Source organism: Rhodocytophaga rosea (genome assembly GCF_010119975.1).
Classification (GTDB): Bacteria; Bacteroidota; Bacteroidia; order Cytophagales; family 172606-1; genus Rhodocytophaga; species Rhodocytophaga rosea.
The window spans coordinates 6,604,540-6,629,057 of sequence record NZ_CP048222.1; the positions used below are offsets into that span (position 1 = coordinate 6,604,540).

The window sequence follows — 24,518 nt, forward strand, 5'->3', positions numbered from 1 at the left end:
ACTTTTATTTTGCATGCCCAATATAGGGCAATGTGAGAGCTTGGAGACAGCTTTGTGTGCCAGGAACAAAACATTTATGAGGCGAGATCCGATGCAAAACAACGAAGTTGTGGCAAAATGAAAAGCGCTTCCTCGCTCATAGCCTTACACTCACCCCGCTTTACTTTTATCTCCTCGCATTGAATCTTGTTTAATTTATTGTTCAAGTTCCCCGCCTATCTTGCTGTATCTACAACCTCGCAAACTGATACAAATAAAAGCTAAACCAAAGAAATAAGGTTTATTAGTATAGTTCTGCTGGGATCCGAAGCCAGTCTCTCTGCCCAGACAAGGCTGCGCTCCAAACCAATTGAGTTAATAAAAAAACATGCTCTATTTAGAGCCATTTTTCCGGTTTTGAAAGCAGGGCAATAAGTTAATCTCAAAAATTATAATCGGCCTGACCAGGCTATGCCTTCCAGAATATGATTCCAGGAGGGCGCATCTGTAAATGTTTCCGGGGTATGACCTAAGGCAGTGTAAAACATTCTGCCTTTACCTGGCTGGTTAGTCCAGGAGATGGGATGGTCGCCACCCATGGCTTTCGGCATGCTGGCTTTGTAGGTAGATTCATTTACCGACAACAATACCTGAAACCCTTCTTTTCCCCGGATACTTTCGTTAAAATTATACCACTCCTCGCTTTTTTGCCAGCGTTCGGGCAAGTGTCTGGTAGTGGCATGATCCCGGACTTCTGTTACCAGTTCTGCTTCCGGCGTATGATCCGGATAAAGGGTATGATCCCGGAAATGAGTTCCCAGTAACTGATCGTACCATTGCCACTCATATTCGGTATCGCAGGCAGAATGAACGCCTACATATCCACCTCCGTTTTCAACAAATTTTTCAAAGCTTTTCTCCTGCTCCGGTGTCAGAATATCGCCGGTTGTAGACATAAATACTACTACTTTAAACCGATTCAGGTAGTCGTCATTAAAAAACGCCCCGTTTTCAGTCGCCGCCACCTTCCAGCCTCTTTCCTGTCCGGCTTTCTGAATGGCGGCAATACCCGGCTCAATAGACTCATGGCGGAATCCATTGGTTTTGGAAAAAACAAGCACCCCTTTTTCTCCGATAGTTCCCGGATCAGGTGGCCTTACGGTTTCAAATACCGGCTTTTGCCAGGGAAGTTTTTTCACCAGAGACATAGCGAATACAAAGAAACCGCCTGCAATTAACAGCAGTACCAGTACAATGCCCAGAAGGATTTTGCCGATTTTACGAAGCATGAAACAAGAGAGTATTAAGTATTGAGTAGTTAGTAAGAAGTTGTTTGAGTACCTGTTTTCTTAATATTTATCTCAGCAATACTACACAAGACTTGCCCCAACTTTTTCCAGCAGGCGTTTGGTGGCCATAATCCCTTCATACTCGTTTAAATAATTTCCTTTGCCGCCAGACATTTGCTTGATAAAAGCGCCTTCATATTCTATACCTATATAGCCCTTAAACCCAGATTCCTTAATGATTTTTAACATTCTGGTGAAATCGGTTTCCACATCATTACCTTTGTCGTCGAATACATGGGTTTTGGCACTGATTCCTTTGGTATAGGGCAGCAATTTTTCCACACCTTCATATTTATCATATTCGGCAATCACTTTGGTTTTCATAAAAGCTTCCATCGTTTGTGCTTCCGGCTCGGTTCTTCTGATGAAATTGCCAAAGTCTGGCAGTACGCCAGCATAGGAGTTTTTTACTTTTTTCATCACACCCACCAGCCAGTCGGGGTTGGTAGATGGGCCAAAGTGATTTTCGACGATAATGGCCATCTTATTCTTTTTGCCATAGTCTACCAGTTGTCCGTATCCTTCTATGGCGGCTTTGGCTACTTCTTCATCACTTCCTTTTCCATTCAGGTTCACCCGGATGGCATAACAGCCCAGGAATTTGGCAGCATCCACCCATTTGTAATGATTTTCAACCGCTTTTTTACGTTCGGCAGCATCCGGGCTGCCCAGGTCCCCTTCACTATCTACCATAATCAGCACATTCTTAACGCCCAGGTCATCGGTGCGTTGCTTGAGTTCTTTCAGATACGCCTGGTCTTTGGCTTTGTCCTGAAAAAACATGGATACATATTCCACATTGCTGATCTCGAAGTCATTTTTGGCCATAGCCGGAAACTCCATATTGGTCATTTTGCCGCCCATCAGCAAACCTGCCAGCGAAAACTCAGCCAGGGATATATCAAAAAACAGTTTCTTATCGGCACGCTGGGCATTCAGTAGTTCGGGCCAAAGGGCTGTAAGACTCAGGCTGGCTGCACCAACACCTACTTTTTGTAAAAATTCACGACGGGATGATTGCATGGTATACTAAGTTTAAAGATTAGGAAGAAGACAGAAAATTAGCCCTATTCCTGCTCCGGATGAAGCAGAAATAGGGCAGAGGATAAGCCTTTATTCACCTGCAGCAGCAGAGCCGTTAGGATTGTTATGATATTGAACCGTGTAGAGCACAAACAAAGGCTGATTTTTTACCTTATCGTTTTTGAATACATAGTATACATCATGTATGCCGCTAACATTATTTAATTTTGCTTTTACCTGTTGAGGCGGTGTACTCATGACTGGTGTATCGGTGGTAACAATCTGGGAGGTTTCCCCGATCAGCTGGCCGGTTGGGGAATCCAAGCGGATTTCTATGGTTCCACCGGCAGAATTAAGCTGGTCTTTCGGCGCTGCTACGGTAAACTCAATCTGATTGATATTCGTCAGGTCAGTTTTAGAGAAGCCAACATGTCCGCCTGCACCCATCACAATGACCATCTCGACAGGGAAACCAGGGATCTTAAATTTCTGAATGCCTTGTGTTTTATCTGCCGTAGCGGCTGTAACTTTCGGATTACGCAATACCAGTACTTCTTCCGCTTTGGCTGGTGGTACGCCATTGGCACCTTTATCAGTATAGGCGGCTCTTACAATAAATACACCCTGGTCACCGGAATTTTCAGGTACTTTGGTTGTATACGTGCCTTTCAAGGGCAGATTCACTACTGGTTTTTTCTCTGCATCCAGGCTCAGTACATATTGAATAATATCTTTGGCATCGCTGAGAGAAAGTTGCGGATGGGCTGTCATCACGGCATCGCCCCACACACCACCGCCGCCTTGTATTACCTTAGTAGCTAGTTTATTTACTGCCTCCGGATCATTTTTGTATTTTTTTGCCACCGATATATAGCTGGGTCCGGCAGATTTTTTATCCAGCATGTGGCAGGATTTACAATCGCTGGCATCCATGAGTTTTTTGCCAGAAGCAAAGGTTACAGAAGCATCTGCCGTGCGGTGTCCCTGGGCAATTTCTGCCTGATCGAAACCTTCTTTCAGGTAATCTATGGTGAGCACTACCTGTGATGGAGAGATTTTGCCATTTTCCAAGCTGCCATCTTCTTTGTCGTTCACCTTTACTGCATAGGTAAAAGATTGGTTGGGGAAGTAAAAGGTTTTATTACCCTTTCCCATTTCAAAAGATAAAGTAGGCGCTTCGTTTCCGGCTTTGATCTCAGTCTGAGCAGTCGTTTTTTCTCCCTGTGCATCTGTTACCGAGAGTGCCGTTTGGTAAACGCCTGGTTTATCGAAAGTAAAGGCAGGGCTAGCCTCCGTGAAAGTTTTAACCACCGCTCCACTCTTGTCTGTAATTTTCCATTCGTATGTAAGGGCATCTTTGTCAAAATCCTGGGTACCTTCGGAAGAGAACTGAACGGATAGTGGGGTAGCTCCTAAGTTTTTGTCTACAGACATCTGCACAATGGGTTTGCGGTTTCCGCCATTGTATTCAATCTGTACGAGCCTGGCATCATCATTTTCCTGGAACCAGCCGGTGCCATATTCCAGCATGTACATATCTCCTTCCGGGCCAAACTCCAGTTCAATAGGGTTACTAAACTTGTAGCTGGGCATAAAACGCTCCATGCGCAGATAATTGCCATCTGCATCCAGCGTAACAGCCATAATCCATCCTCTCATCCATTCATAAATGAATAATTTTCCATTGTAATAATCCGGGAAAGGACGTTTCGCATTCTTAAAATCTTCTTTATAATACACAGGTCCGGCCATGGCACTTCTGCCACCGGTTCCCAGCATTGGAAAAAGAATAGATTCAGTAGCCGGATACCATACCATCGCTCTCTGGGCCGGAGGCAGTTCATTTAGTCCGGTATTATTAGGGGAGTTATTGACTGGTTTGGCCGGATCGAACTGCGTACCTGGTTTGCCGGTAGCAAAATCAAAATCCCAGTAGGCTTTGTTATTTCCCACAAAATACGGCCAGCCAAAGTTACCAGCTTTTTTAGCCTGGTTAAATTCATCCACCGCCTGGGGTCCTCTGTTCAAAGAATCTACACCAGAATCCGGACCTACATCGCCCCAGTATACAAATCCTGTTTTTTTGTCTACAGAAATTCGGTAAGGGTTCCGGTGACCCATAGTAAATATTTCAGGACGGGTTTTAGGCGTGCCTTTCGGGAAAAGATTTCCTTCTGGAATGGTATAGGTGCCATCTGCTTCCGGATGAATACGGATAATTTTGCCTCTCAGGTCATTCGTATTTCCGGAAGATTTTTGTGCATCCCAGGGTCCTCTTTCCGGACGTTCATCCAAAGGGGCATAGCCAGTTGATCGGGGGCTGGTATTATCGCCGGTAGAAACATATAGATTTCCTTTGCCATCAAACGCAATAGATCCGCCGGTATGGCAGCATTGTTCCCGCTGCACAGGCACTTCTAAGATCACCTTTTTAGAATCCATTACCAGTTCATCGCCCCGGAATTCGTAGCGGGTGAGAATATTTTTAGGCTCATCTCCGGCAGGCGAATAATACAGGTAGATCCAGTTGTTTTTCTCATACTGAGGGTCTAAAGCCATTCCCAGTAAGCCATCTTCTGCTTCAGACTGGTTGCCATCTTTGAAAATGTATTTGGTGCTAACCGGAATTTTGGCAATCACTTTTACCTGCTCCGTTGTAGGGTTGTATAGTTTTACATTGCCTTTGCGCTCGATAAACAGCACCCGTCCATCTTTAAAAACAGCCAGTTCCATGGGTTCATCCAGTTTTTGGGCCAGTACTACTTTGGTAAACCGGTTTTCTTCCGGAACCTGTGGCGGTGTATCTGCCCGTTTGTACATGTACGACCACAGACCGAATGCTACAGTTAAGCAAAGCAGAAGCAAGACAGTCCTACGGAAATAATAAAAAGAATTACGCATGTTAATATATAATTATGAGATAAATTTTAGGAGTGCTGGTATAACCGGAAGCAGATAATAATGCATGAAAAAAGCGTATGGCAGATACAAAATTAAGAAAAATTTCTAATGTGTGTCAAGTACACAATAGATTATATTTATATTTGATCTATGAATGCTCCAACATCTATAAAAGAGTTTTTCGAGAGTGGCTACCGGCAGTTCCTGCCACATGTTTCCATTGATTGCGCCATTTTTGGTTTTCATGACAACCAGCTGAAAGTATTGTTATTAAAGATGAAAAATGTAGCAGGCTGGTGTTTACCCGGAGGTTTTATTCATTGGACAGAACCGGCCAATGAAGCTGCCCAGCGGATCCTGCAGGAACGGACTGGCATTAGCCAGGTATTTTTGCAGCAGTTCTACACGTTTGGTGAACCTGAGCGGAATAAAGAACCTAATTTAAAAGATTTAATAGATAGTCTTAACATTGAACATACTGAAGATAACTGGTTATTTCACAGAACCATATCCATAGGATATTATGCCCTGGTTGAGTTTTCAAAGGTGATTCCAACGGTTGACCTGCTTTCAGACGAGTGTTGCTGGTGGGATATGCATGAACTTCCAAAACTGCTGTTTGACCATAGCCTAATGATCGGACAAGCACTTCAGACACTTCGCATGCAGCTGAATTTCCACCCGGTAGGCTATAACCTGTTGCCGGAAAAATTTACAATGCCTGAGCTGCAGAAACTCTACGAAACCATTCTCGACCGCCCCTTAGACCGGCGCAACTTCCAGAAGAAGATGCTGTCTCTGGGTATTCTGGAACGTCTGGAAGAACGCAAGAGTGTAGGTCCGCACAAATCTCCCTACTACTACCGCTTCGATAAACAAAAATATGATCAGGCTTTACAGGCCGGAATTTCCTTCGGATTTTAGGACTATCATCTGTTGCAATTGGCAGGTATGGAATAGTGTTAAATTATTAGTTATGTTGAGCTTTTTTTGCTAGCCAGGCATGATCCGGATTGATAGACAATTTCATTTTTTGCATTACTATCCGATCAGAAGAATCGCTTAGATTGATAATTTTGCTATCAATAATCTTGTAGCTTAATGGATCAATTGGATAAGAGCCAGGTAGGTTTAGGTAGCCGACAGGAAGTGGCTTAAAGACCGTTAATATCTGGTTCTGATATTGATATTTTCCCCAACAGTACCGGCATTGATATAGATTGTCTCCTGTAAATTGCTTTTCATTTTCAATCAAATTTCTTCCAGCGAATAGGATAAGTCCATTACTGAATAATATTGTTAATCTGCCCATTCTGTCTTCTAAAACCAAACTTGAATCACCAGAGAGAAGACTGTTTGGCGTGGATTGGATTCTATTGATAGGATGTTTCAAGCAGCTTGTTAATAGGAGAGTAAATGTTAAAGCAAGTGAGCAGAGTGAACTTATTTTTAGCATGTGCAATATTGAAACAATTTGATTAAACTGAATTTACAAAAATATCAATCCATCTTCAATCTAATGTGCATTCATAAAGGTTGTGACACTTTATACTTAGATATAGTTGAAAGAAATTAAGAAGAATTTATAAAAAACCGGTTTTTTACTACCTTGTGGACTGTAATCACCTATGAGCCCGCATTATGAAATCTCTATCAATACTCATTATTTGCCTGTTTCTTACCTGCCAGACTTTCGCACAATTCTCAGCGGCACAGCTGCCAAAGAAACTCACAGATGAGGAATTACTGGAACTGGTACAAAAGCAAACCTTCCGGTATTTCTGGGAGTTTGGCCATCCGGTAAGTGGTATGGCCAGAGAGCGCAGCAATGAGTCCTTCGATTATGGCGGAGAAGTGGTAACCACTGGCGGAACTGGCTTTGGCCTGATGGCGATTATAGTAGCGGCTGAACGCAAATGGATTACCAGAGAGCAAGCTTCCGAACGGGTATTAAAGATTGTCAATTTCCTCTGGAAAGCAGACTTGTTTCATGGTGTATTTCCGCACTGGCTCAATGGGGAAACTGGTAAAGTGATCCGTTTCAGCTTGAAAGATGATGGGGGAGACCTGGTGGAAACTTCTTTTTTGTTTCAGGGACTCATTTGCGCCAGGCAGTATTTCACTGGGGATTCGCCCGCAGAAAAAGAATTACGTAATAAAATACTCTGGCTCTGGGAAGCTGTAGAATGGAACTGGCATACGCAAAACAACCAGAATGTACTCTACTGGCACTGGAGCCCGAATAATGGCTGGAGCATGAACCACCAGATCCGTGGCTGGAATGAATGTTTGATCACCTATGTGCTGGCGGCTTCTTCCCCCAGGTTTGCCATTGAACCCAATGTCTATCACCAGGGCTGGACAGCCAGTACACACTTTAAAAATGAAAAAGAATACCTCGGCATTAAACTTCCTTTGGGTTTTGAATACGGCGGCCCCCTGTTTTTTACGCACTACTCTTTCCTCGGACTGGACCCCAGAGGATTGAAAGACAACTATGCTGATTACTGGCAACAGAACCTGAATCACACCCTGATCAACCGGCAATATTGTATCACGAATCCTAAAAAATATAAGGGCTATGGCAAAAACAACTGGGGGCTTACGGCCAGCGACAGCCATGTGGGATATGCAGCGCACTCACCTTCTGAAGACCTGGGTGTGATTACGCCTACTGCCGCATTATCTGCTTTTCCGTATACGCCGGAACATTCCATGGAAGCTTTGAAACATTTTTATTTCGATCTGGGCGATAAACTCTGGTCTGAGTATGGATTTATTGATGCTTTCAGCGAACAGAATAACTGGTATGCCAACTCGCACTTAGCCATAGATCAGGGACCTATCATCGTGATGATTGAAAATTACCGTACCGGTTTGCTATGGAAATTGTTTATGAGTTCGCCGGATATTAAGCGTGGTTTGGACAAACTGGGTTTTACTTATTCTGGAAAGACAGAAAAGAAATAATAGAAAAGTCTTAGGTCACCGGTCTTTTGTCTTTAGTATAATGACTAAACAACCATCATATTTTAGACGGTAATTGTTTAATTATTGAGTTTTTTCTTATAATCTGGTTTGATTTTCTTCAGCGCATTTTTAATATCTATATATTCCTGAAGTTCTTTCAAAGAGATTACTTTATAGTGATTGTCCTTTAAATATTGCAGATAGGCTTTGAACTGTTCGGGAAGGGTAGTAACCCAGGGATGTTCATAATCTGGCACCCCATGAATGGTAAGCACCACAACTTGTCCATTTGTGGCCTGCCTGAGTGCTTCCATGATTTGAGTAGTATTTTTCTCATTGGTTGCCCAGCTGGGAATGAGGTAGGGATGATCTGTTTCAGGATTGTAGGCACGGCTGCCTCCGGCACGGGCAAACAAATATCCTTTTTCCTGCAGGGTTTCCAGCACCAGCGGACTTAAACTATACCCCGGATAAGCGAATGTTACTGGTTTGCCAATCTCTAAGGAATCGCATTTATCTTCGATGTAGGTCAGTTGCCGGATGATTTCTTCTTGAGAAAGGTTTCCTACTGGCGCATGGGTATGCGTATGATTGGCTACTTCAAAACCCATCTTGCCTAACGCCTGCATTTGTTTCCAGGACATGTATTTGGTGGTATCGGCATAGTTAGGAGGGAACTCACATACATAAAATGTGGCACCAAACCCATATTCTTTGAGTAAAGGTGCAACATACGTATAATGGGTTACGGGTGCATCGTCGAAAGTAAGCACAACCAGCTTATCCGGAATTTTCTTTTTGAGTACCTGCGATTCACTTGGGTAATGAATACCCATTACTAGCAGCAGCAGGAAAATAACTCTTTTCATGGGTTAGCCTATTTTGTTAAACTATAAGGTGAGTTCGGATGTATAATACTCAAAAACGTAAAAGAGTGAGATAAATCTGCCGATTTAGTGTACTCACGCCGTCTTTACTTTTATTTTGCTTGCCCAAAATAAAAGTAACAAAACAAAAGGGCAGCACCAACAAAGCCTGTTTTACGCCAGATAAAATCATCGCACAAACCTCCGGCTAACGCACAAGGCCAAAACCGGCCACACTGTTGCTGCACCATTTACCGCACTCTTTCAATATCTATAATTTTATGCAAATCAGATTAAGAATCTTTGTACTGACTTTAAACTATACTTCACAACAGATAAAAGCTTTGGTTTTATAGAGAGAAAGCAGGTGATGGAGACCTGTTTTAACCATATAGCCATCTAACAATTTAACCATTTTAAGCTATATATACTTATCAGGGATTGGTAGACCATATTCCGGCTTCCTTTACAAACACCCGGCGGTTGAGCTTTAATTGGGCAATAATGAGTTCGGCAAAATCTTCGGGTTGCATTACTTTTTCAGGATTGCCATCAGTTAACTTCAGGCTGGTAGCAAGCTCCGTAGCTACGGTACTGGGTGTCAAGGACGTAACCCGGATATTATGTTTCCGCACTTCCTGCATCAACGACTCAGAAAGCCCTATCAAAGCAAACTTGGAAGCACTATAAGCACTCGTCTGGGCCGAGCCTCTTTGTCCGGCGGTAGACGAAATGTTAATAATATCTCCCGTTTTCCGTTCGATCATCTGCGGAAGTACAGCCCTGGTTATATAGTACACGCCGAATACATTTACTTTCACAATTTGCTCCCACTGAGCAGGCTCCAGCTGTAAAAAACCTCCGAAAGCTGCTATACCGGCATTATTTACTAATATATCAATCGGTCCTAAGTCTTTTTGTACCTGGGCCACAGCTGCATTTACTGCTTCCATGTCTGCTATATCTGCTGTAGCAACCGAAGTTTTTACGCCTAAGCCTTGTATCTCTGTGGCAAGCTTTTCTAAGTCAGTAGCTGTTCTGGCCAGTAAACCGGTATGAACCCCTTCTCCGGCTAAAGCCAGGGCGATTGCCCGTCCTATCCCTTTTCCTGCCCCGGTAATAAGTGCTGTTTTACCTTTCAATGATTCCATGTTGTATACAAATTATTATTGTCAAATTTATTTCTTTTCCCTTACGAGTATGCAGGGTACAAACTAAAAAATAAACCCTAACCTGCAAGCCAGATTAGGGTTTATTTCTACACAAACCTATTATTTTTCAGTACTGCTTTTGTCGCTGGGTTCCATCTGCTTGCGCATATTCTCAGCAACAATATTATCCGGGATTACATTGCTAATGGCTACCTGCACTTTATTTAGTAAGCCAGATACTACTTTGTCTTTGCCTGACATAAGAGCCTCATATCCATCTTTGGCTACTTTAGCCGGATCTCCCAGGTTTCCTTCCCGTACCAGTTTGGCATCTTCCATATCTGCTTTGTTGAAAAAATCGGTTTCTGTAGCCCCTGGAAGCAAGGCAGTAATGGTAACTTGTGTATCTTTCACTTCATTGCGGATAGCTTCTGTAAAGGAAGTAACAAATGCCTTGGTGGCATGGTAAACAGCCTGTAAAGGTCCAGGGACTTCACCAGCTATGGATGATACATTCAGGATTTTCCCTTCGTTGCGGGCTACCATATCTTTGAGGAAACATTTGGTGAGTACGACATAGGCTACAATGTTCAGCTGAATAATATCCAGTTCGCGGTTGAGGTCATTTTCTATAAACTCTCCGTATTGTCCTTGTCCGGCATCATTTACTAATACATTCACCTGAATTCCTCTGGCTTTTACTTCTTCATATACTTCCAGGGGCGCTTCTTTTCTGAACAAATCTTTGGCAATGGTAATCACTTCAATGCCAGACTGGTGGCTGAGTTGAGAAGCAGTTTCATCTAATTCTTCCTGATTGCGCGCTACTATTACTAAATTATACTGGTCCTGGGCAAATAGTTTGGCTAATTCATAGCCAATGCCACTGGTAGCACCCGTAATGAGTGCATATTTTTGATTGTTTGGCATAGATGGTTGTTATTAATGGTTTAGCAAAGGTACGACACCAGAGGAGGTAGGGTTTAGTTATTCTTGCTGTTTATATTTATTAGGGAAAAGTTTAGCTAAGGCTGGGGTAAAATCTTCAAAGTATCCAACTAGTTTTTATATGGATGGGAAATAAGCTTTTAAGTATTCATACACACCTTCTGAGAATGAAAAATATTATTCTAAGCTCAGCAAAACTGTTTCTATGTAAGACAAAATAAATTCTAAGTCCGTTAAAACAATTTCTAAGCTCGTCGGATATGTTTTTATGAACGACAAAAGTATTTCTATGTGTGAGAATTATATTTCTAAGTGCGGCAAAAGTATTTCTAAGTCTGCAAAAAATATTTCTATGTGTGAGAAAAGTACTTCTAAGTCCGTAAAAAGTATTTTGAGGTGCGGAAAAAGATATTCTATGTCCGATATAACTCTTTCTATGAGTGCTATATAGTTATCTAAAGGCAGGAATAGTTTTTTTAAGAACAGACAATGAAATAAATACAACTGGAACTTTGACTTTCTGCAAATGACTTGTGTTTTGAAGCAACCATCATAGATTATGTAGTGTACTGGTAGTTTTTATTTTTCCCACTCTTTTAAAGCTCTGATTTTTCTTTTAATGTTTCTATCAATAAAATTATAACCTAAGTCTAGTTTGATCAAAGTATTATTGTTACTCATAAACTCGTAGAACCTGCCATCGGTATTGATAATAGTAACTTCCCTGTCCTTGCTTTCGTCTATATCAAATAAGTCATTAAAAGATACATGATACGTCGGGGAGAAATTTACATTCGTTGGTTTAGCAGTACCTAATTCCTGCCATAACAGAAAAGCTTCTGTTTGCTTCATATCTAAGATGGAATCTGTTTTAATAAAGTCAAAAAAGCGTAAGTGCTGGTAAAAGGGCAAACTTTCCTCAGTTATTTTCTCTATGTTGGTCGTTTGGTAAGCAAAGTAAGCAGGAATAAATGCCCATACTAAATGGGGAGGAGCAGACATTTCGCTATCTACAACAGTTTTATAAATACTTTCTTCTTTCATAAAACTGGTCGTATTGATGGTTGGATGGCTGGTTATATAATCCGGGTAATAGGAAGTCTGTAGATTCTTTGGGTCTGCTTTATTATATTTATGAAAAAGATAGGCTGTGAACTCTTTAGATAATTTACCCCGGTAAAAGCCTTGTTTCCCATTATTTCTATCTTCATAGAATAATATTTCTCCATTTGAATGAATACTCGTACTCTCGATTGGACACATATAACAGGAAGTAGAGAAAATAATCCTATCGAAGTTTGGTAAGCTATCCGGCTGAGAATGCAGTTTGCGAAAAGTTAATGGGATACTATCGTTATATAACAGAACTAAGGTATCTGGTACTAATTTCTTGATAAGAAAAGTTTGAAAAGTATCATTTACCTTATGAAATAGCCTAAGCGTATCATAATTAAGTGTATACTGAGTGAAGTTACCCAGATACTTTGCTGTATACCTTTCTTCTGAACGGTTAGGAGTTATTTCAACAAAGCCTTTAAAATAATCTAAGCTATCCGGGTAAATACCAAAGCCAAAAGGTTGCTGTAAACTGGCTAATGATTGTGGAGGAGGAGGAAGAGATGGTGGTATAGGTATTTCAAAACTGTCTTCTGAAAGCCAGATGGTATCATATTTATTCGTTAGTTGTTCTTCAGTCAGTCTTATCCAGTCTCCTAAAAGCAAATTATTAGTAGAAGGCTCAGGTTCCTGGCAAGAAAACAAAATGAAAACCAAGAATAGAATGCTGTATTTCATGCTTAATTGCCTGGGATGATTGATTATTATTTTAGTGAAGTATATGTAAGCGATTATTTGCCAAACTACATCTGCTCCTTTATACTTTACCCCAGCTCATCAGGCAGCTATTACATTGAAATTACCTTTGAAAATAGACCAGGTACGTAATTCCTACATCCACACCGCCAATGGTGAACAGATCTGCCCAGTTTTTTCTGCGGTTAAATGTTTCAACCGATACATCGCTTCCGGCAGCAACTATCTTGGCTTTATCTCCTTTGAATGGCATTGCATAGCCTACATGCAGCATCCAGGCTTTGCTGTTTTTGAGCCAGCGGAACCCGGTTTTTAGATGTATAGCCTGGTCGGAAGGGATACGGAATGTACTCACCCGGTCTGGATACAGCTGGGTGCCGGAATCATCTTTTTCACCCCCCATTTCAATTTTCATTCCCGAGGCCCAGGCATAGTTTATTTCAAAGAATGGTTTGTATCTTCTTCCATAATTAAGCAAAAAATACCGTGCGCCTATTCCGGCCTTAAATCCACTGGGCCCAAAACCAATACCTCCGTTAATATCCCATTGCGTACCGATATTGCGTAACAACTGGGTAGAAAACCAGCCATACGTATTTCCCCAGCCCAGTGAAAATCCGGCACCCCAGGCATCTTTAATGATCCGTTCCCGCTGCCGCAGGTATTTCTTTTCTGCCACAGCCGGAGGGAAATTTCCTTCCACTATCTGCAAACGTTCGATGAGCTGGGCAGCAAAATCTGAGTACTTCGGTTTCATGGCGGTTGCTTTGGCATTGGTACTGATGAGCGTAATCTGTCCGGCGGAGGCAATACCTAGCTGATTATTAAACAGTTCATAGTCAATGATGTGCCTTGTTTTGATAGAAGTAGAGTAAAAGACAGGTGGACTGTTGCGGAAAATATTATAGTAATTCAGGTTTAATATATAGTCAGCTGCATATTTCCGGATGAGGTCCCTGAAAAGGATATCCTGAAGCGAATCTGCATCTAAAGCGAGGTAAGGTTCTTTGTATTCATTCTTCCATTCTACATAATTACTCTTTCTCTGGATGGCTGCTGTTTCGATGGCATTGGCTAACACAAACTGATATTGTGTGGCGGAGTATTCTGTTAAGGTTTGCAGCAAGGTCTGGTTATAGAGGTCTACTACTTTGCTCTGGGCGGTATCGTTGAGGAAAGCTAATTCATTGATATAATATACATTGGAGTTAAACTGACTTGAGTTAAGGCCAAGTACCAGAATCCGTTTTGGGGCAGTTGCAGGCGTTTGTGCCGGTACAGTATAGGTCAGCAGTAGTGCTATAAATAAGCCAAAGTATTTGTAAGGCATAGGGTTGGGTAAAAAATAGTTTTTAAAACTTACATATCTGATAAAGTGCCTAATTTGTTTCAACAGGTTTATTCTTTCAAAAAAAAATATCAGCCAAGGGTTACAGAATATTTGTTTATGCACTAAACCTGTGCTTTACGCATTATTTACTATGTTATTATTTGTCATAATAAGAACGATTCGTCTTGAAAATGTCGTTGCCGCTTCTTATTATTACATATTCTTCGATTAATGCTATATAGAGAAGCACTCAAAATCAATTACATTTGTAGAATGTAAACCCTCCGGAATAATAAAGTATCCATTATTCTCTTCAATATATAGTGTAAAACAAGATATTTAAATTTATTACGCATGAAAAGTATACGCACACGTTTGACCAAAGAAAATGTTACCATCGGGGTAATCATTGTTTTAGTTACATTTATGATTGAATTCAGCAAGTTTATCATCCATTCTTAATGGCTTTGTAATTATTCATGGGTTTAACGTAGACTGTCTGTAAGCTGTTATGTACCCGGAAAATTTCTGAAATTAGCATACTTGTATAACAACCCCTGCAAAGAACACAAAAGCCCCGAAGCTACCTTCAGGGCTTTATTTGTTTATCTCATCCACCCTTCATACTAGCCTACCTATAAAGCAGGTAAGATTTGAGGGTGTACCACACAACAGGCAGATTAAGATGATTTACCGGAAGATTTTTTTTCCTGCTTGGCAGCCCTTTTTTCTTTTAAGGATTTCGTAGGCTCTTTCTTTTTTTCTTTTTTTGCATCTTGTGATTTAGCCATGACTTAACAATTAAATGTGAAACAAAATTAGCATTTCAGTATCTCTGCTAACGTTCTGCCAATATAATTCTTTATTCTATTGCACACATTTTTATGCAAAAATTTCTTTAGAAGACAGATTGTGGATAGGGGAGGAAAGAAGATGGAGATCAGTAATAAGGTAAGAGATTTCTTTTTCCAGGGACTACCTGACCTCTCATCTACTTAAAATCAAATTGAGACTTGTTTGCATCATAGGTGATGATTAGTCCTACTTTTTGCGGTGTAGCTGTGTTGCCTATGATACAGGGACTCCACTGAGGCATACTTTTGATCATTTCTTTTACCTTTTCATCCAAGATTGCCATATCTGGTGTGCTTTCACGTATCCTGACTCTTTGCTTGTTCACATTTCCCATTTCATCCACTTGAAATTGAACAACCGCTCTATAAGTAGAAAGAGTAAGAAGACTTTGATTTACACCTTTGGATGCTTCTTTTAAATGGGTATAAAGATATTCTTCTAAAGCTTCATCTCCTCCGGGATATACAGGGAATGAATCTATTTCAGATTCAGAAGGTCCCATTCCTTCAAATAAAAAGCCTTTTTGCAGAAATTGTCCATAACAAAGCGGTCCAGACAGTAACAAAAGGATGATACAACAAGAATGTAACAAAGAAGTTTTCATGGGGAATGAAGTTTAAGTGGGTTTATGATTAACGGTTTAATCAACTGTTTATTTTTTGCTCATAACAGAAGTCTGACTTCCTGTTTCCAGCCTCTAACTTCCCCATATTTCTGCTATCTTCGCATAAAAGTTAATAGTGCGCTATTTCATTGAGATTGCCTACAAAGGAACCAAATACCATGGCTGGCAGATACAAGCCAATGCCTATACTGTACAGGAAGCTTTTAACCGGGCACTAAGTACGTTATTGAAAGAAGATGCAGCAACCATTGGCAGTGGCCGTACAGATACGGGAGTTCATGCCAGCCAGCAGTATATACATGTGGATACAAGCAAGCCTTTACAAACCCATCCGCATCTGTATCAGTTGAATGCGCTTTTACCGGCAGATATTGTAGCGAAAAATATTATTCCAGTCGCAGCAAAGGCACATGCCCGTTTTGATGCCATTTCCCGGAGTTATGAGTACAGAATCAGCCTTCAGAAAAATCCTTTTCTGAAAGATATGTCTTACCTGTATACCAAGCCTCTGGATGTGGCCGCCATGAATGAGGCTGCAGGAATATTACTCAGATACGAAGATTTTACTTGTTTCAGCCGGGTAAAAACAGATGTAAATCATTTTCTTTGCACCATTCATGAAGCTTGCTGGAAAAATTCCGGTGACCTCCTCATTTTTTACATCCGGGCTAATCGTTTTTTACGAGGAATGGTGAGGGCCATTGTAGGCACATTGATGGAAGTAGGTTTACATAGATTATCGCTGGAAGGTTTTGAACAGGTACTTTTGAGCAAAAACCGCAGTGCCGCCGGAAGGTCTGTGCCGCCAGATGGCTTATTTCTGACAAGTGTTGTGTATGATGAGCGGATATTTGAGCGGAACGACAAGGGAGAATAGTCCATCGTTAATATAATTATTTCATAAAAACTCATTTGCCGGAAATGATCTGGCAAATAAAAACTTAAATGATCAGGGAACTGTTGTAAGAAAACCCACCTGAGCTATTAATTTCAAATCTTGTATGAACCAGGAACAAAAGAGCGGAAAAATATTCGACGTTGTTGTGATAAAAAGGCTGTTTGTGTTTATGAAACCCTATACCAGACAGTTTGTTTTACTAATCTTTCTCATCATTCTTCTGGCCGCTTTAGTACCTGCTACGCCGCTTCTCATTCAGTATACCATTGATAATTATATTGTACAGGCCAATTATAGCGGCCTTCACATTATGGTGGCTGTAATGATCGGCCTGCTGCTGATACAGTCGGTGATGCAGTATTACAACACCTATTTATCCGGGTGGCTGGGACAACATATAATCCGCGATATACGCATCGCCCTCTATAAACATTTGCTCCAGCTCCGGCTCAAATTCTACGACAATACCCCAATTGGCCGGCTGGTTACCCGTACGATTTCCGATATAGAAACGCTGTCGGATGTGTTCAGCGAAGGACTGGCGGCTATTGCCGGCGATATTCTGCAACTGATCGTTATTCTGGCGGTGATGTTTAGCATCGACTGGCGGCTTACCCTGATCAGTTTATGTATGCTTCCCCTGCTGCTGCTGAGTACCTATATTTTTAAGGAAAAAATTAAAGATTCCTTCAATGAAGTACGTACAGCCGTTTCCAACCTGAATTCATTTGTGCAGGAACACATCACCGGAATGAGCATTGTACAGATTTTTAATAGCGAGCAGGCAGAATTTAAAAAATTCAATGAGATCAACAGGGAACACAAACGGGCCAACCTGAAATCAGTTTTGTATTATTCGGTATATTATCCGGTAGCTGAGGTGATTTCAGCTGCTTGTACGGGTTTATTAGTGTGGTACGGCGCCAGAGGTATTTTAAATGAAGATATAACCGCCGGTACGCTTACGGCTTTCATTATGTTTATTTCCATGTTTTTCCGGCCCATCCGCATGATTGCCGACCGGTTTAACACCCTGCAATTAGGCATCGTAAGCACCGACCGTATTTTGAAACTACTGGACAGCAAAGAGTTTATCACTAATGAAGGTTCGTTCCGGCCCACAGATATGAAGGGAGAAGTTAAATTTGAGCATGTCTGGTTTGCCTATAACAATGAAGAGTATGTACTGAAAGATATTTCCTTGCATGTAAAAGCCGGTGAAACCTTAGCACTCGTGGGCGCAACTGGAGCCGGGAAATCTTCAGTGATTAACCTGCTGAGCCGTTTTTATGAAATTAACAAGGGACATATTTACATAGATAACGTAGACCTGCAGGAATATGAATTAAATGCCTTGCGGGATAAAATTGGCGTGGTATTACAAGACGTATTTCTGTTCTCAGATACCATTATGCAGAACATTACCCTCGGTAATCCGGCTATTACCAGGGAAAAAGTATTGGAAGCTGCCGAACTGGTAGGAGCCAGGAAATTTATCGAACGGCTGCCGGATGGCTTTGATTATAACGTGATGGAACGGGGGGCTACGCTTTCTGTAGGGCAAAGGCAATTGATTTCATTTGTGCGGGCGATGGTATACGACCCCAAAATTATTGTACTCGACGAGGCTACCTCCTCGGTGGATACCGAAACTGAAGAAATGATTCAGCAGGCCATCGAAAAGCTCATGCGTGGCCGGACTTCCATTGTGATTGCCCACCGCTTGTCTACGATTCAAAAAGCCAATAAAATTATTGTACTGGATAAAGGAGAGATCAAAGAACAAGGTACCCATGAGGAATTGCTGGCGAAAGAAGGCTTTTATACGCAGTTGTACCGGATGCAGTATAAGGAAGTAGTATGATTTGACTGAAAGGGAAGTATAGCCGAAAAAAATGCAGAAAACCTGTAAAATCGCTACTCCGGTTATTTTGTAAACAAAATATTTATTTTAGATTTGTGCTCCCTTAAGCCGAAGTGGCGGAATTGGTAGACGCACACGTTTCAGGGGCGTGCGAGCGCAAGCTTGTGCGAGTTCGACTCTCGCCTTCGGCACTTTATAACCGCTTAATTTTATAAATTAAGCGGTTTTTTGTTTTATTATCCCTAAATTATCACAACTTTATCACAAATCTACCCCTGAAATGAACCCAAAATATGATTCATATCATGAGCCTCGTCTATATGATGCTGATAGGTGATGTAAACAAAAGATGGTTTATAGATTTTAGAATCTGGGAGACAGACAAGTAAGCTTTTGTTCGCAAGAAATATACAGGAGTGAACAAATACCCGTCAAAAACTAAACGCAGACAATATAGCTTATTTTCTCAATTATAATTATGAAGCTTATGGATAATGAAGAGCATAACCTGGCAGAGAAATATAAGGATAGAATGGCGAGGGTTAGCGAAACACATTTCGATTCTATATAAATCTTAACAAAATCTTGTTTGAATGGTTACATGCAGAAGGTCAAATAATTGTGATCTTAGCTGATTATTCACATATATTATTTTCTCTAATCAGTAAATCCAGGTTCCAGAGTATCTTGCCTGTAATTTTTAATCTCATTAAGTACTTATAGAAAGAATGGGTATCGTATATTTGCAAAACATTATACTGACTACATCCGTCCTTACCAAAAATCTTCCGGAAAAGGCTTCTGGAAGCGCCGGGAATTTTTAAACATATTTTGCATGAAGAAAATTATTATCGCCATAGACGGATATTCAGCGTGTGGAAAGAGCACAACAGCCAAACTGGTAGCTAATAAATTAGGGTATATTTATATTGATACCGGAGCCATGTACCGGGCAGTAACCCTGTATTTTCTTGAAAATTATGTTTCTCTCACCGACCCACATGCGGTTGTTCAGGCACTGGCCAATATTCACATTACGTTTATACATAATCCGCATCTGCAAAAAAATGAAACTTACCTCAATGGTTTAAATGTTGAAGAAGAGATACGGAAAATGTACATTTCTGATAAAGTAAGTGAGGTAAGCACGATTTCAGAAGTGCGTAAGTGTATGGTGGAGCAACAGCAGAAAATGGGCAAAAAACGGGGACTTGTAATGGATGGCCGGGATATTGGTACTTGCGTATTTCCCGATGCAGAACTGAAAATATTTATGACGGCCGATATGATGATACGGGCTAAACGCAGACAGGAAGAGTTGCTGGAAAAAGATGATATGGTGCCTCTGGACGATATTATCAAAAACCTGCAAATGCGCGATCATATTGATACAACCCGTGCCCAGAGCCCCTTGCGGATGGCAGATGATGCGTATTTATTAGATAATACCCATATCACGATTGATGAACAAATTGATTTTGTAATTAACCTGGCTTCCAGCCGCATGATCCAAGACCGGGTGCAAATTACTTCCAATCAGTAGTGAAATTGCGTATATAAGGAACCAATTTAACAGACAGCCATGAAAGTAACGATTGATAAAAATTCAGGATATTGTTTCGGAGTGGAATATGCCATTCAAATGGCCGAAGATGAAATGGAACACAGCAATACGCTCTATTGCTTGGGTGATATTGTACACAATAGCATGGAAGTGAAACGGCTGCATGACAAAGGCCTACGAATCATCAGCCGGGAACAGTTAGAGGAATTGAGGGATTGTAAAGTGCTGATCCGGGCGCATGGCGAACCACCGGAAACTTACGAACTGGCCTTACGCAATAATATTGAATTAATAGATGCTTCCTGTCCGGTTGTATTAAAACTACAGAACCGGGTAAAACATGCTTTCGACAAAATACAGCCAGACAAAGGGCAGGTAGTGATTTATGGCCAAAAGGGACATGCCGAAGTAATTGGGCTTACCGGGCAAACCAATAATGAAGCCATTGTTGTAACTACAGAAGAAGATCTGGCGCAGGTAGATTTTTCCAGGCCTGTATCTTTTTTCAGCCAGACAACCAAAAGCACCAAAGGCTTTTACAAGATGAAAGCCCTCATCGAAGAGAAAATTAAAGAAGCCAATCCACAGGCACCGGCTGATTACCTGGATGCCAACGACAGCATTTGCCGGCAGGTTTCTAACCGGGAACCTCAACTGCAAAAATTCTCCCATGAACACGATGTTATTCTGTTTGTAAGTGGTAAAAAAAGTTCTAATGGGAAGGCATTGTATGGGGTATGTAAGATTGAAAACCCCAGAAGCTATTTTATTGAGAACGAACAGGAAATTGAACCGGCCTGGTTTGAAGGCGCAACAAGTGTAGGAATATGCGGAGCCACTTCTACGCCTATGTGGCTGATGGAACAAGTAGCCCGGCATGTAGAAAACATTGATTCGGTGGCTACATTTTAAGGTTGCCCTCCTTGATTTGTGCATGTAAGTTTATTGTCTGAAAAATGCAAATGAATAAAATAAATCAAATTGCGTTCTGATTTTATTTGTAGAAAAATGTTCTAATTTTGCATGGTTTTGTAAAATAACAAGGATATAGTTCTTACACACATGTCAAAAACAGTTAAGCTGAATAGAGGTCTGGATATAAAATTAGTTGGTAAAGCAGAAAAGAGAATCGCAGAAAGTCCGCAACCTGATACATTTGCCATCCGAACAGCAGATTTTATTGGGTTAAAACGATCAAAGTCCTTAGTAAACGAAGGCGATATTGTAAAAGCCGGAACACCTCTCTTTTACGACAAGAAAAATGAAAAAATCAAGTTTCCATCCCCGGTCAGTGGTGAAGTAGTAGAAGTTCTAAGGGGAGAAAAGCGCAAACTGTTACAAATAAAAATTCTGGCTGACAAAAAGATAGAATACCTGGAGTTTCCCAAATATTCAGCCTCCCAGATCGAGAGTTTATCCAGAGAATCTGTACTCGATGCCTTAACAACCAGTGGTGTATGGATTAATTTTATTCAGCGTCCATTTGCCATTGTTGCCAACCCGAACGATACGCCTAAACACATATTTATTTCTGCTTTCGATTCCAGTCCATTAGCGCCAGATTACAGCTTTATCTTTCAAGGTGAAGAATCCTATTTTTTAACCGGATTAAACGTGTTAAAAAAACTGACGCCAGGCAAAGTTCACCTCAATATTAAAGGAGATGCTGAATCTTCATCCGCAGTAGAGAAAGCAACTGGTATACAGGTAAATAAATTCTATGGTCCTCACCCGGCTGGTAACGTAGGAATTCAGATCCACCACATCAGCCCTATTAATAAAGGCGATACTGTCTGGACTTTAACTCCATATGGTGTAATCCAGATTGGAAAATTGTTCGCCGAAGGCCGTTATGATGCTTCAAAAATTGTTGCTTTGGCAGGTTCCGAAGTGAAAAGTCCGGCGTATTACCGAACCTATACCGGGGCAAATATTAAAAATATTGTAGCGAACAATATCAAAGGTACGAATGTTAGGTATATATCAGGTAATGTGCTGACAGGAGAAAAAATTGCCGCTGACGGATACCTGGGATTTTACCACAATATGATTACTGTGATTCCTGAAGGCAACTACTCAGAATTCTTAGGCTGGATTACGCCTGATCCGAAAAAATATAGTTTCCACAAAGCTTTTGGCTTATTCTCTTTCCTTTCTCCTAACAAAGAATATGTATTAGATACCAACCTGCATGGGGAGGAGCGCCCGTTTGTACAAACTGGTGCGATGGAAAAAGTATTGCCCATGGACATTTATCCAGTGTTGCTGTTAAAAGCAATTCTGGCTAATGATTATGATGGAATGGAAGCTCTGGGAATTTATGAAGTAGCGGAAGAAGATTTTGCCCTGTGTGAGTTTATTGATGTATCGAAAAATGATATTCAGGCCATGATCCGGGAAGGAATAAATATGATTCAACAAAGTTAGTTTTTATCCTATATTCAATGAAAGCGTTACGCAATCTGTTAGATAAACAAAAGCCCTTATTTGCAGAAGGAGGCAAATATGGGAAGTTCCATTACCTGTTCGAGGCAGCTGAAACCTTTATGTTTGTGCCTGCCCACACTGCTCCTGCCAAAGGCGTACAAGTACGTGATGCCATAGATCTGAAAAGGTATATGATGACCGTTGTAATTGCCATTCTGCCTACCTTGTTTTTCGGGATGTGGAATGTAGGCCACCAGCATTATTTAGCTACCGGTGAGCAAGCCGATTTTCTGACGAAATTTTTGCTAGGTGCTAAATTGACTCTGCCAATTGTTATTGTGGCCTATACTGCCGGGGGTATCGTGGAGGTTATTTTTGCCATCATGCGCAAACATGCTATCAACGAAGGCTTCCTGGTAACCGGTATCCTGATTCCGCTGATCATGCCGGTAACTATTCCCTTATGGCAGGTAGCCTTAGCCACCGTTTTTGCAGTATTGCTTGCAAAAGAAGTGTTTGGAGGAACCGGTATGAACGTACTGAATGTAGCTATGACGGCCCGTGCCTTCCTGTACTTTGCCTATCCTACAGAAATTTCCGGTAACATCTGGACGTATTTGCCAGAAGGTTCAAAAACCGTTGACGGCTATTCTGGTGCTACAGCTTTATCTATACTAAATGAAGCATCGGCTGCTGCAGTAGATGCACAATCCGGCGCTCTTAAAGCACTGGAGGCTTCCTGGTATCCTGACCTGTTCTCTTTCAAGAGTATGTTCCTGGGTACGATTCCAGGTTGTATCGGAGAAACTTCTACCCTGATGTGTTTAATTGGAGCTGCTATTTTGATTGCGACTGGTGTAGGAAACTGGAAAATTATATTCAGTGTATTTGCAGGTGCCTGGGTAATGGGCTTACTATTAAATGTATTAGCATCCAGTGGTATTGGTAATGCGTTTATGGGTGTACCTGCTCACTATCATCTGGTAATGGGGGGCCTTGCTTTTGGTGCTGTATATATGGCTACTGATCCTGTTTCTGCCTCACAAACTGAAACCGGAAAATGGTTTTATGGTGCATTAATCGGTATATTTACTGTACTGATCCGGGTATTTAACCCGGCTTATCCGGAGGGAATTATGTTGGCTGTATTGCTGATGAACGTATTTGCCCCTCTTATTGATTTCTTCGTAGTAGATGCTAACAAAAAAAGGAGATTAAAACGTGCGACAGTCTAATTTATATATCATTCTCTATACAGCCGGGCTTACCGTATTATGCGGGGTTTTACTGGCTGTGGCCGCTGAAGGTCTAAAACCGCAACAACAGGCTAATATCGCTCTGGAACAGAAAAGAAATATTCTGACTACCGTATTAACCCTGGATGAAAATGCTAATATCACTGAGTTGTATGAGAAACGGGTAAAAGCCTATGTGGTAAAACCAGATGGCAGTGTAGATGAAGGTAAAAAAGTAGAAGAGATAAGCATTGTGGATGAGTACAAAAAACCGGCTGATCAGCGTTTGCTTCCAATATATGAAGTAGTAAGTGAATCAGATCCGAATAAAGCCGAATTTTATGTATTGCCCGTATATGGCTATGGGTTATGGAATAACATCTGGGGATTTGTTTCTTTAAAAAGCGATCTTTCTACTATTAATGGGGTGAGCTATGCACATGCCGGTGAAACCCCTGGTCTGGGTGCCCGTATTACCACTGAGGAAATTCAGCAGCGGTATACAGGTAAAAAAATATTTGAAGGAAGTAACCTGGTATCTGTTCAGATGATGAAAGGCGAAGGAAACGATTATTCTGATAGTCCGCATAAAGTAGATGGCATGTCCGGGGCTACTCTTACAGCCAAAGGAATTAACAATATGCTCATGGATTATTTCAAGTCCTACGAAAATTTCTTCAAGGCTAAAATGAACAATAAACAAGCAATCAACTTAAAGTAA

19 protein-coding genes and 1 tRNA gene are annotated in these 24,518 nt (G+C 41.2%); 10 read left to right on the forward strand and 10 right to left on the reverse strand.

What is annotated here, in order from left to right:
• Positions 1–428 precede the first annotated feature (428 nt).
• From GXP67_RS27200 to GXP67_RS27210, 3 genes are all read right to left on the reverse strand, one after another.
• Positions 429–1,268 (reverse strand): ThuA domain-containing protein, encoded by an 840-nt coding sequence (locus GXP67_RS27200; RefSeq protein WP_162446042.1) that lies wholly within the window; start codon positions 1,266–1,268, stop codon positions 429–431.
• An 81-nt stretch (positions 1,269–1,349) separates the two neighbouring features.
• Entirely contained in the window at positions 1,350–2,351 is a 1,002-nt protein-coding gene (locus GXP67_RS27205) for a TIM barrel protein (protein WP_162446043.1), read from the reverse strand.
• 90 nt (positions 2,352–2,441) lie between these two features.
• The gene (locus tag GXP67_RS27210; RefSeq protein ID WP_162446044.1) at positions 2,442–5,252 is read right to left on the reverse strand and encodes a PQQ-dependent sugar dehydrogenase; all 2,811 of its coding nucleotides are present in this window, start codon (positions 5,250–5,252) and stop codon (positions 2,442–2,444) included.
• A 150-nt stretch (positions 5,253–5,402) separates the two neighbouring features.
• Between GXP67_RS27210 and GXP67_RS27215 the strand changes: the two genes are divergently transcribed.
• The gene (locus GXP67_RS27215; RefSeq protein WP_162446045.1) at positions 5,403–6,176 is read left to right on the forward strand and encodes an NUDIX hydrolase; all 774 of its coding nucleotides are present in this window, start codon (positions 5,403–5,405) and stop codon (positions 6,174–6,176) included.
• 46 nt (positions 6,177–6,222) lie between these two features.
• On the opposite strand, the gene GXP67_RS27220 is transcribed toward GXP67_RS27215, so the two are convergent.
• Positions 6,223–6,645: a hypothetical protein gene (locus GXP67_RS27220; RefSeq protein WP_162446046.1), complete on the reverse strand. Its 423-nt coding sequence runs from the start codon at positions 6,643–6,645 to the stop codon at positions 6,223–6,225.
• A 248-nt stretch (positions 6,646–6,893) separates the two neighbouring features.
• On the opposite strand from GXP67_RS27220, the gene GXP67_RS27225 reads away from it, so the two are divergent.
• Positions 6,894–8,222, forward strand: a complete 1,329-nt coding sequence (locus GXP67_RS27225) for a glucoamylase family protein (RefSeq protein ID WP_162446047.1) — start codon at positions 6,894–6,896, stop codon at positions 8,220–8,222.
• A gap of 77 nt (positions 8,223–8,299) precedes the next feature.
• Here GXP67_RS27225 and GXP67_RS27230 read toward each other — a convergent pair whose 3' ends face one another.
• The 6 genes from GXP67_RS27230 to GXP67_RS27255 all read right to left on the reverse strand — a co-directional run bounded on the left by GXP67_RS27230 (position 8,300) and on the right by GXP67_RS27255 (position 15,788).
• Positions 8,300–9,091, reverse strand: a complete 792-nt coding sequence (locus GXP67_RS27230; protein WP_162446048.1) for a polysaccharide deacetylase family protein — start codon at positions 9,089–9,091, stop codon at positions 8,300–8,302.
• A 431-nt stretch (positions 9,092–9,522) separates the two neighbouring features.
• The gene (locus GXP67_RS27235) at positions 9,523–10,239 is read right to left on the reverse strand and encodes a 3-ketoacyl-ACP reductase (RefSeq protein WP_162446049.1); all 717 of its coding nucleotides are present in this window, start codon (positions 10,237–10,239) and stop codon (positions 9,523–9,525) included.
• A gap of 120 nt (positions 10,240–10,359) precedes the next feature.
• Complete coding sequence (locus tag GXP67_RS27240) at positions 10,360–11,169, reverse strand: SDR family NAD(P)-dependent oxidoreductase (RefSeq protein ID WP_162446050.1); 810 nt, start codon at positions 11,167–11,169, stop codon at positions 10,360–10,362.
• Positions 11,170–11,766: 597 nt separating this feature from the next.
• The gene (locus GXP67_RS27245) at positions 11,767–12,981 is read right to left on the reverse strand and encodes a DUF6438 domain-containing protein (protein ID WP_162446051.1); all 1,215 of its coding nucleotides are present in this window, start codon (positions 12,979–12,981) and stop codon (positions 11,767–11,769) included.
• A 121-nt stretch (positions 12,982–13,102) separates the two neighbouring features.
• Positions 13,103–14,329, reverse strand: a complete 1,227-nt coding sequence (locus GXP67_RS27250; RefSeq protein ID WP_162446052.1) for a hypothetical protein — start codon at positions 14,327–14,329, stop codon at positions 13,103–13,105.
• Positions 14,330–15,320: 991 nt separating this feature from the next.
• Complete coding sequence (locus tag GXP67_RS27255; protein WP_162446053.1) at positions 15,321–15,788, reverse strand: energy transducer TonB; 468 nt, start codon at positions 15,786–15,788, stop codon at positions 15,321–15,323.
• Between the two features lie 136 nt (positions 15,789–15,924).
• On the opposite strand from GXP67_RS27255, the gene truA reads away from it, so the two are divergent.
• From truA to nqrC, 8 genes are all read left to right on the forward strand, one after another.
• Complete coding sequence (gene truA / locus GXP67_RS27260; RefSeq protein WP_162446054.1) at positions 15,925–16,686, forward strand: tRNA pseudouridine(38-40) synthase TruA; 762 nt, start codon at positions 15,925–15,927, stop codon at positions 16,684–16,686.
• A 124-nt stretch (positions 16,687–16,810) separates the two neighbouring features.
• A complete protein-coding gene (locus GXP67_RS27265; RefSeq protein WP_162446055.1) occupies positions 16,811–18,571 on the forward strand; it encodes an ABC transporter ATP-binding protein in 1,761 nt (586 codons plus the stop codon).
• A 107-nt stretch (positions 18,572–18,678) separates the two neighbouring features.
• Positions 18,679–18,762, forward strand: a tRNA-Leu gene (locus tag GXP67_RS27270).
• A 644-nt stretch (positions 18,763–19,406) separates the two neighbouring features.
• On the forward strand, positions 19,407–20,114 hold the full coding sequence (cmk, locus tag GXP67_RS27275; protein WP_162446056.1) for a (d)CMP kinase: 708 nt from the start codon (positions 19,407–19,409) through the stop codon (positions 20,112–20,114).
• A 39-nt stretch (positions 20,115–20,153) separates the two neighbouring features.
• On the forward strand, positions 20,154–21,047 hold the full coding sequence (locus GXP67_RS27280; RefSeq protein ID WP_162446057.1) for a 4-hydroxy-3-methylbut-2-enyl diphosphate reductase: 894 nt from the start codon (positions 20,154–20,156) through the stop codon (positions 21,045–21,047).
• A gap of 150 nt (positions 21,048–21,197) precedes the next feature.
• The gene (locus tag GXP67_RS27285) at positions 21,198–22,562 is read left to right on the forward strand and encodes a Na(+)-translocating NADH-quinone reductase subunit A (RefSeq protein WP_162446058.1); all 1,365 of its coding nucleotides are present in this window, start codon (positions 21,198–21,200) and stop codon (positions 22,560–22,562) included.
• 17 nt (positions 22,563–22,579) lie between these two features.
• Positions 22,580–23,797, forward strand: a complete 1,218-nt coding sequence (locus GXP67_RS27290; RefSeq protein ID WP_162446059.1) for an NADH:ubiquinone reductase (Na(+)-transporting) subunit B — start codon at positions 22,580–22,582, stop codon at positions 23,795–23,797.
• Positions 23,784–24,518 carry an NADH:ubiquinone reductase (Na(+)-transporting) subunit C gene (gene nqrC, locus GXP67_RS27295; RefSeq protein WP_162446060.1) on the forward strand — a complete coding sequence of 245 codons (735 nt, stop codon included), beginning with the start codon at positions 23,784–23,786 and terminating at the stop codon, positions 24,516–24,518. The genes GXP67_RS27290 and nqrC overlap by 14 nt, the downstream gene beginning before the upstream one ends.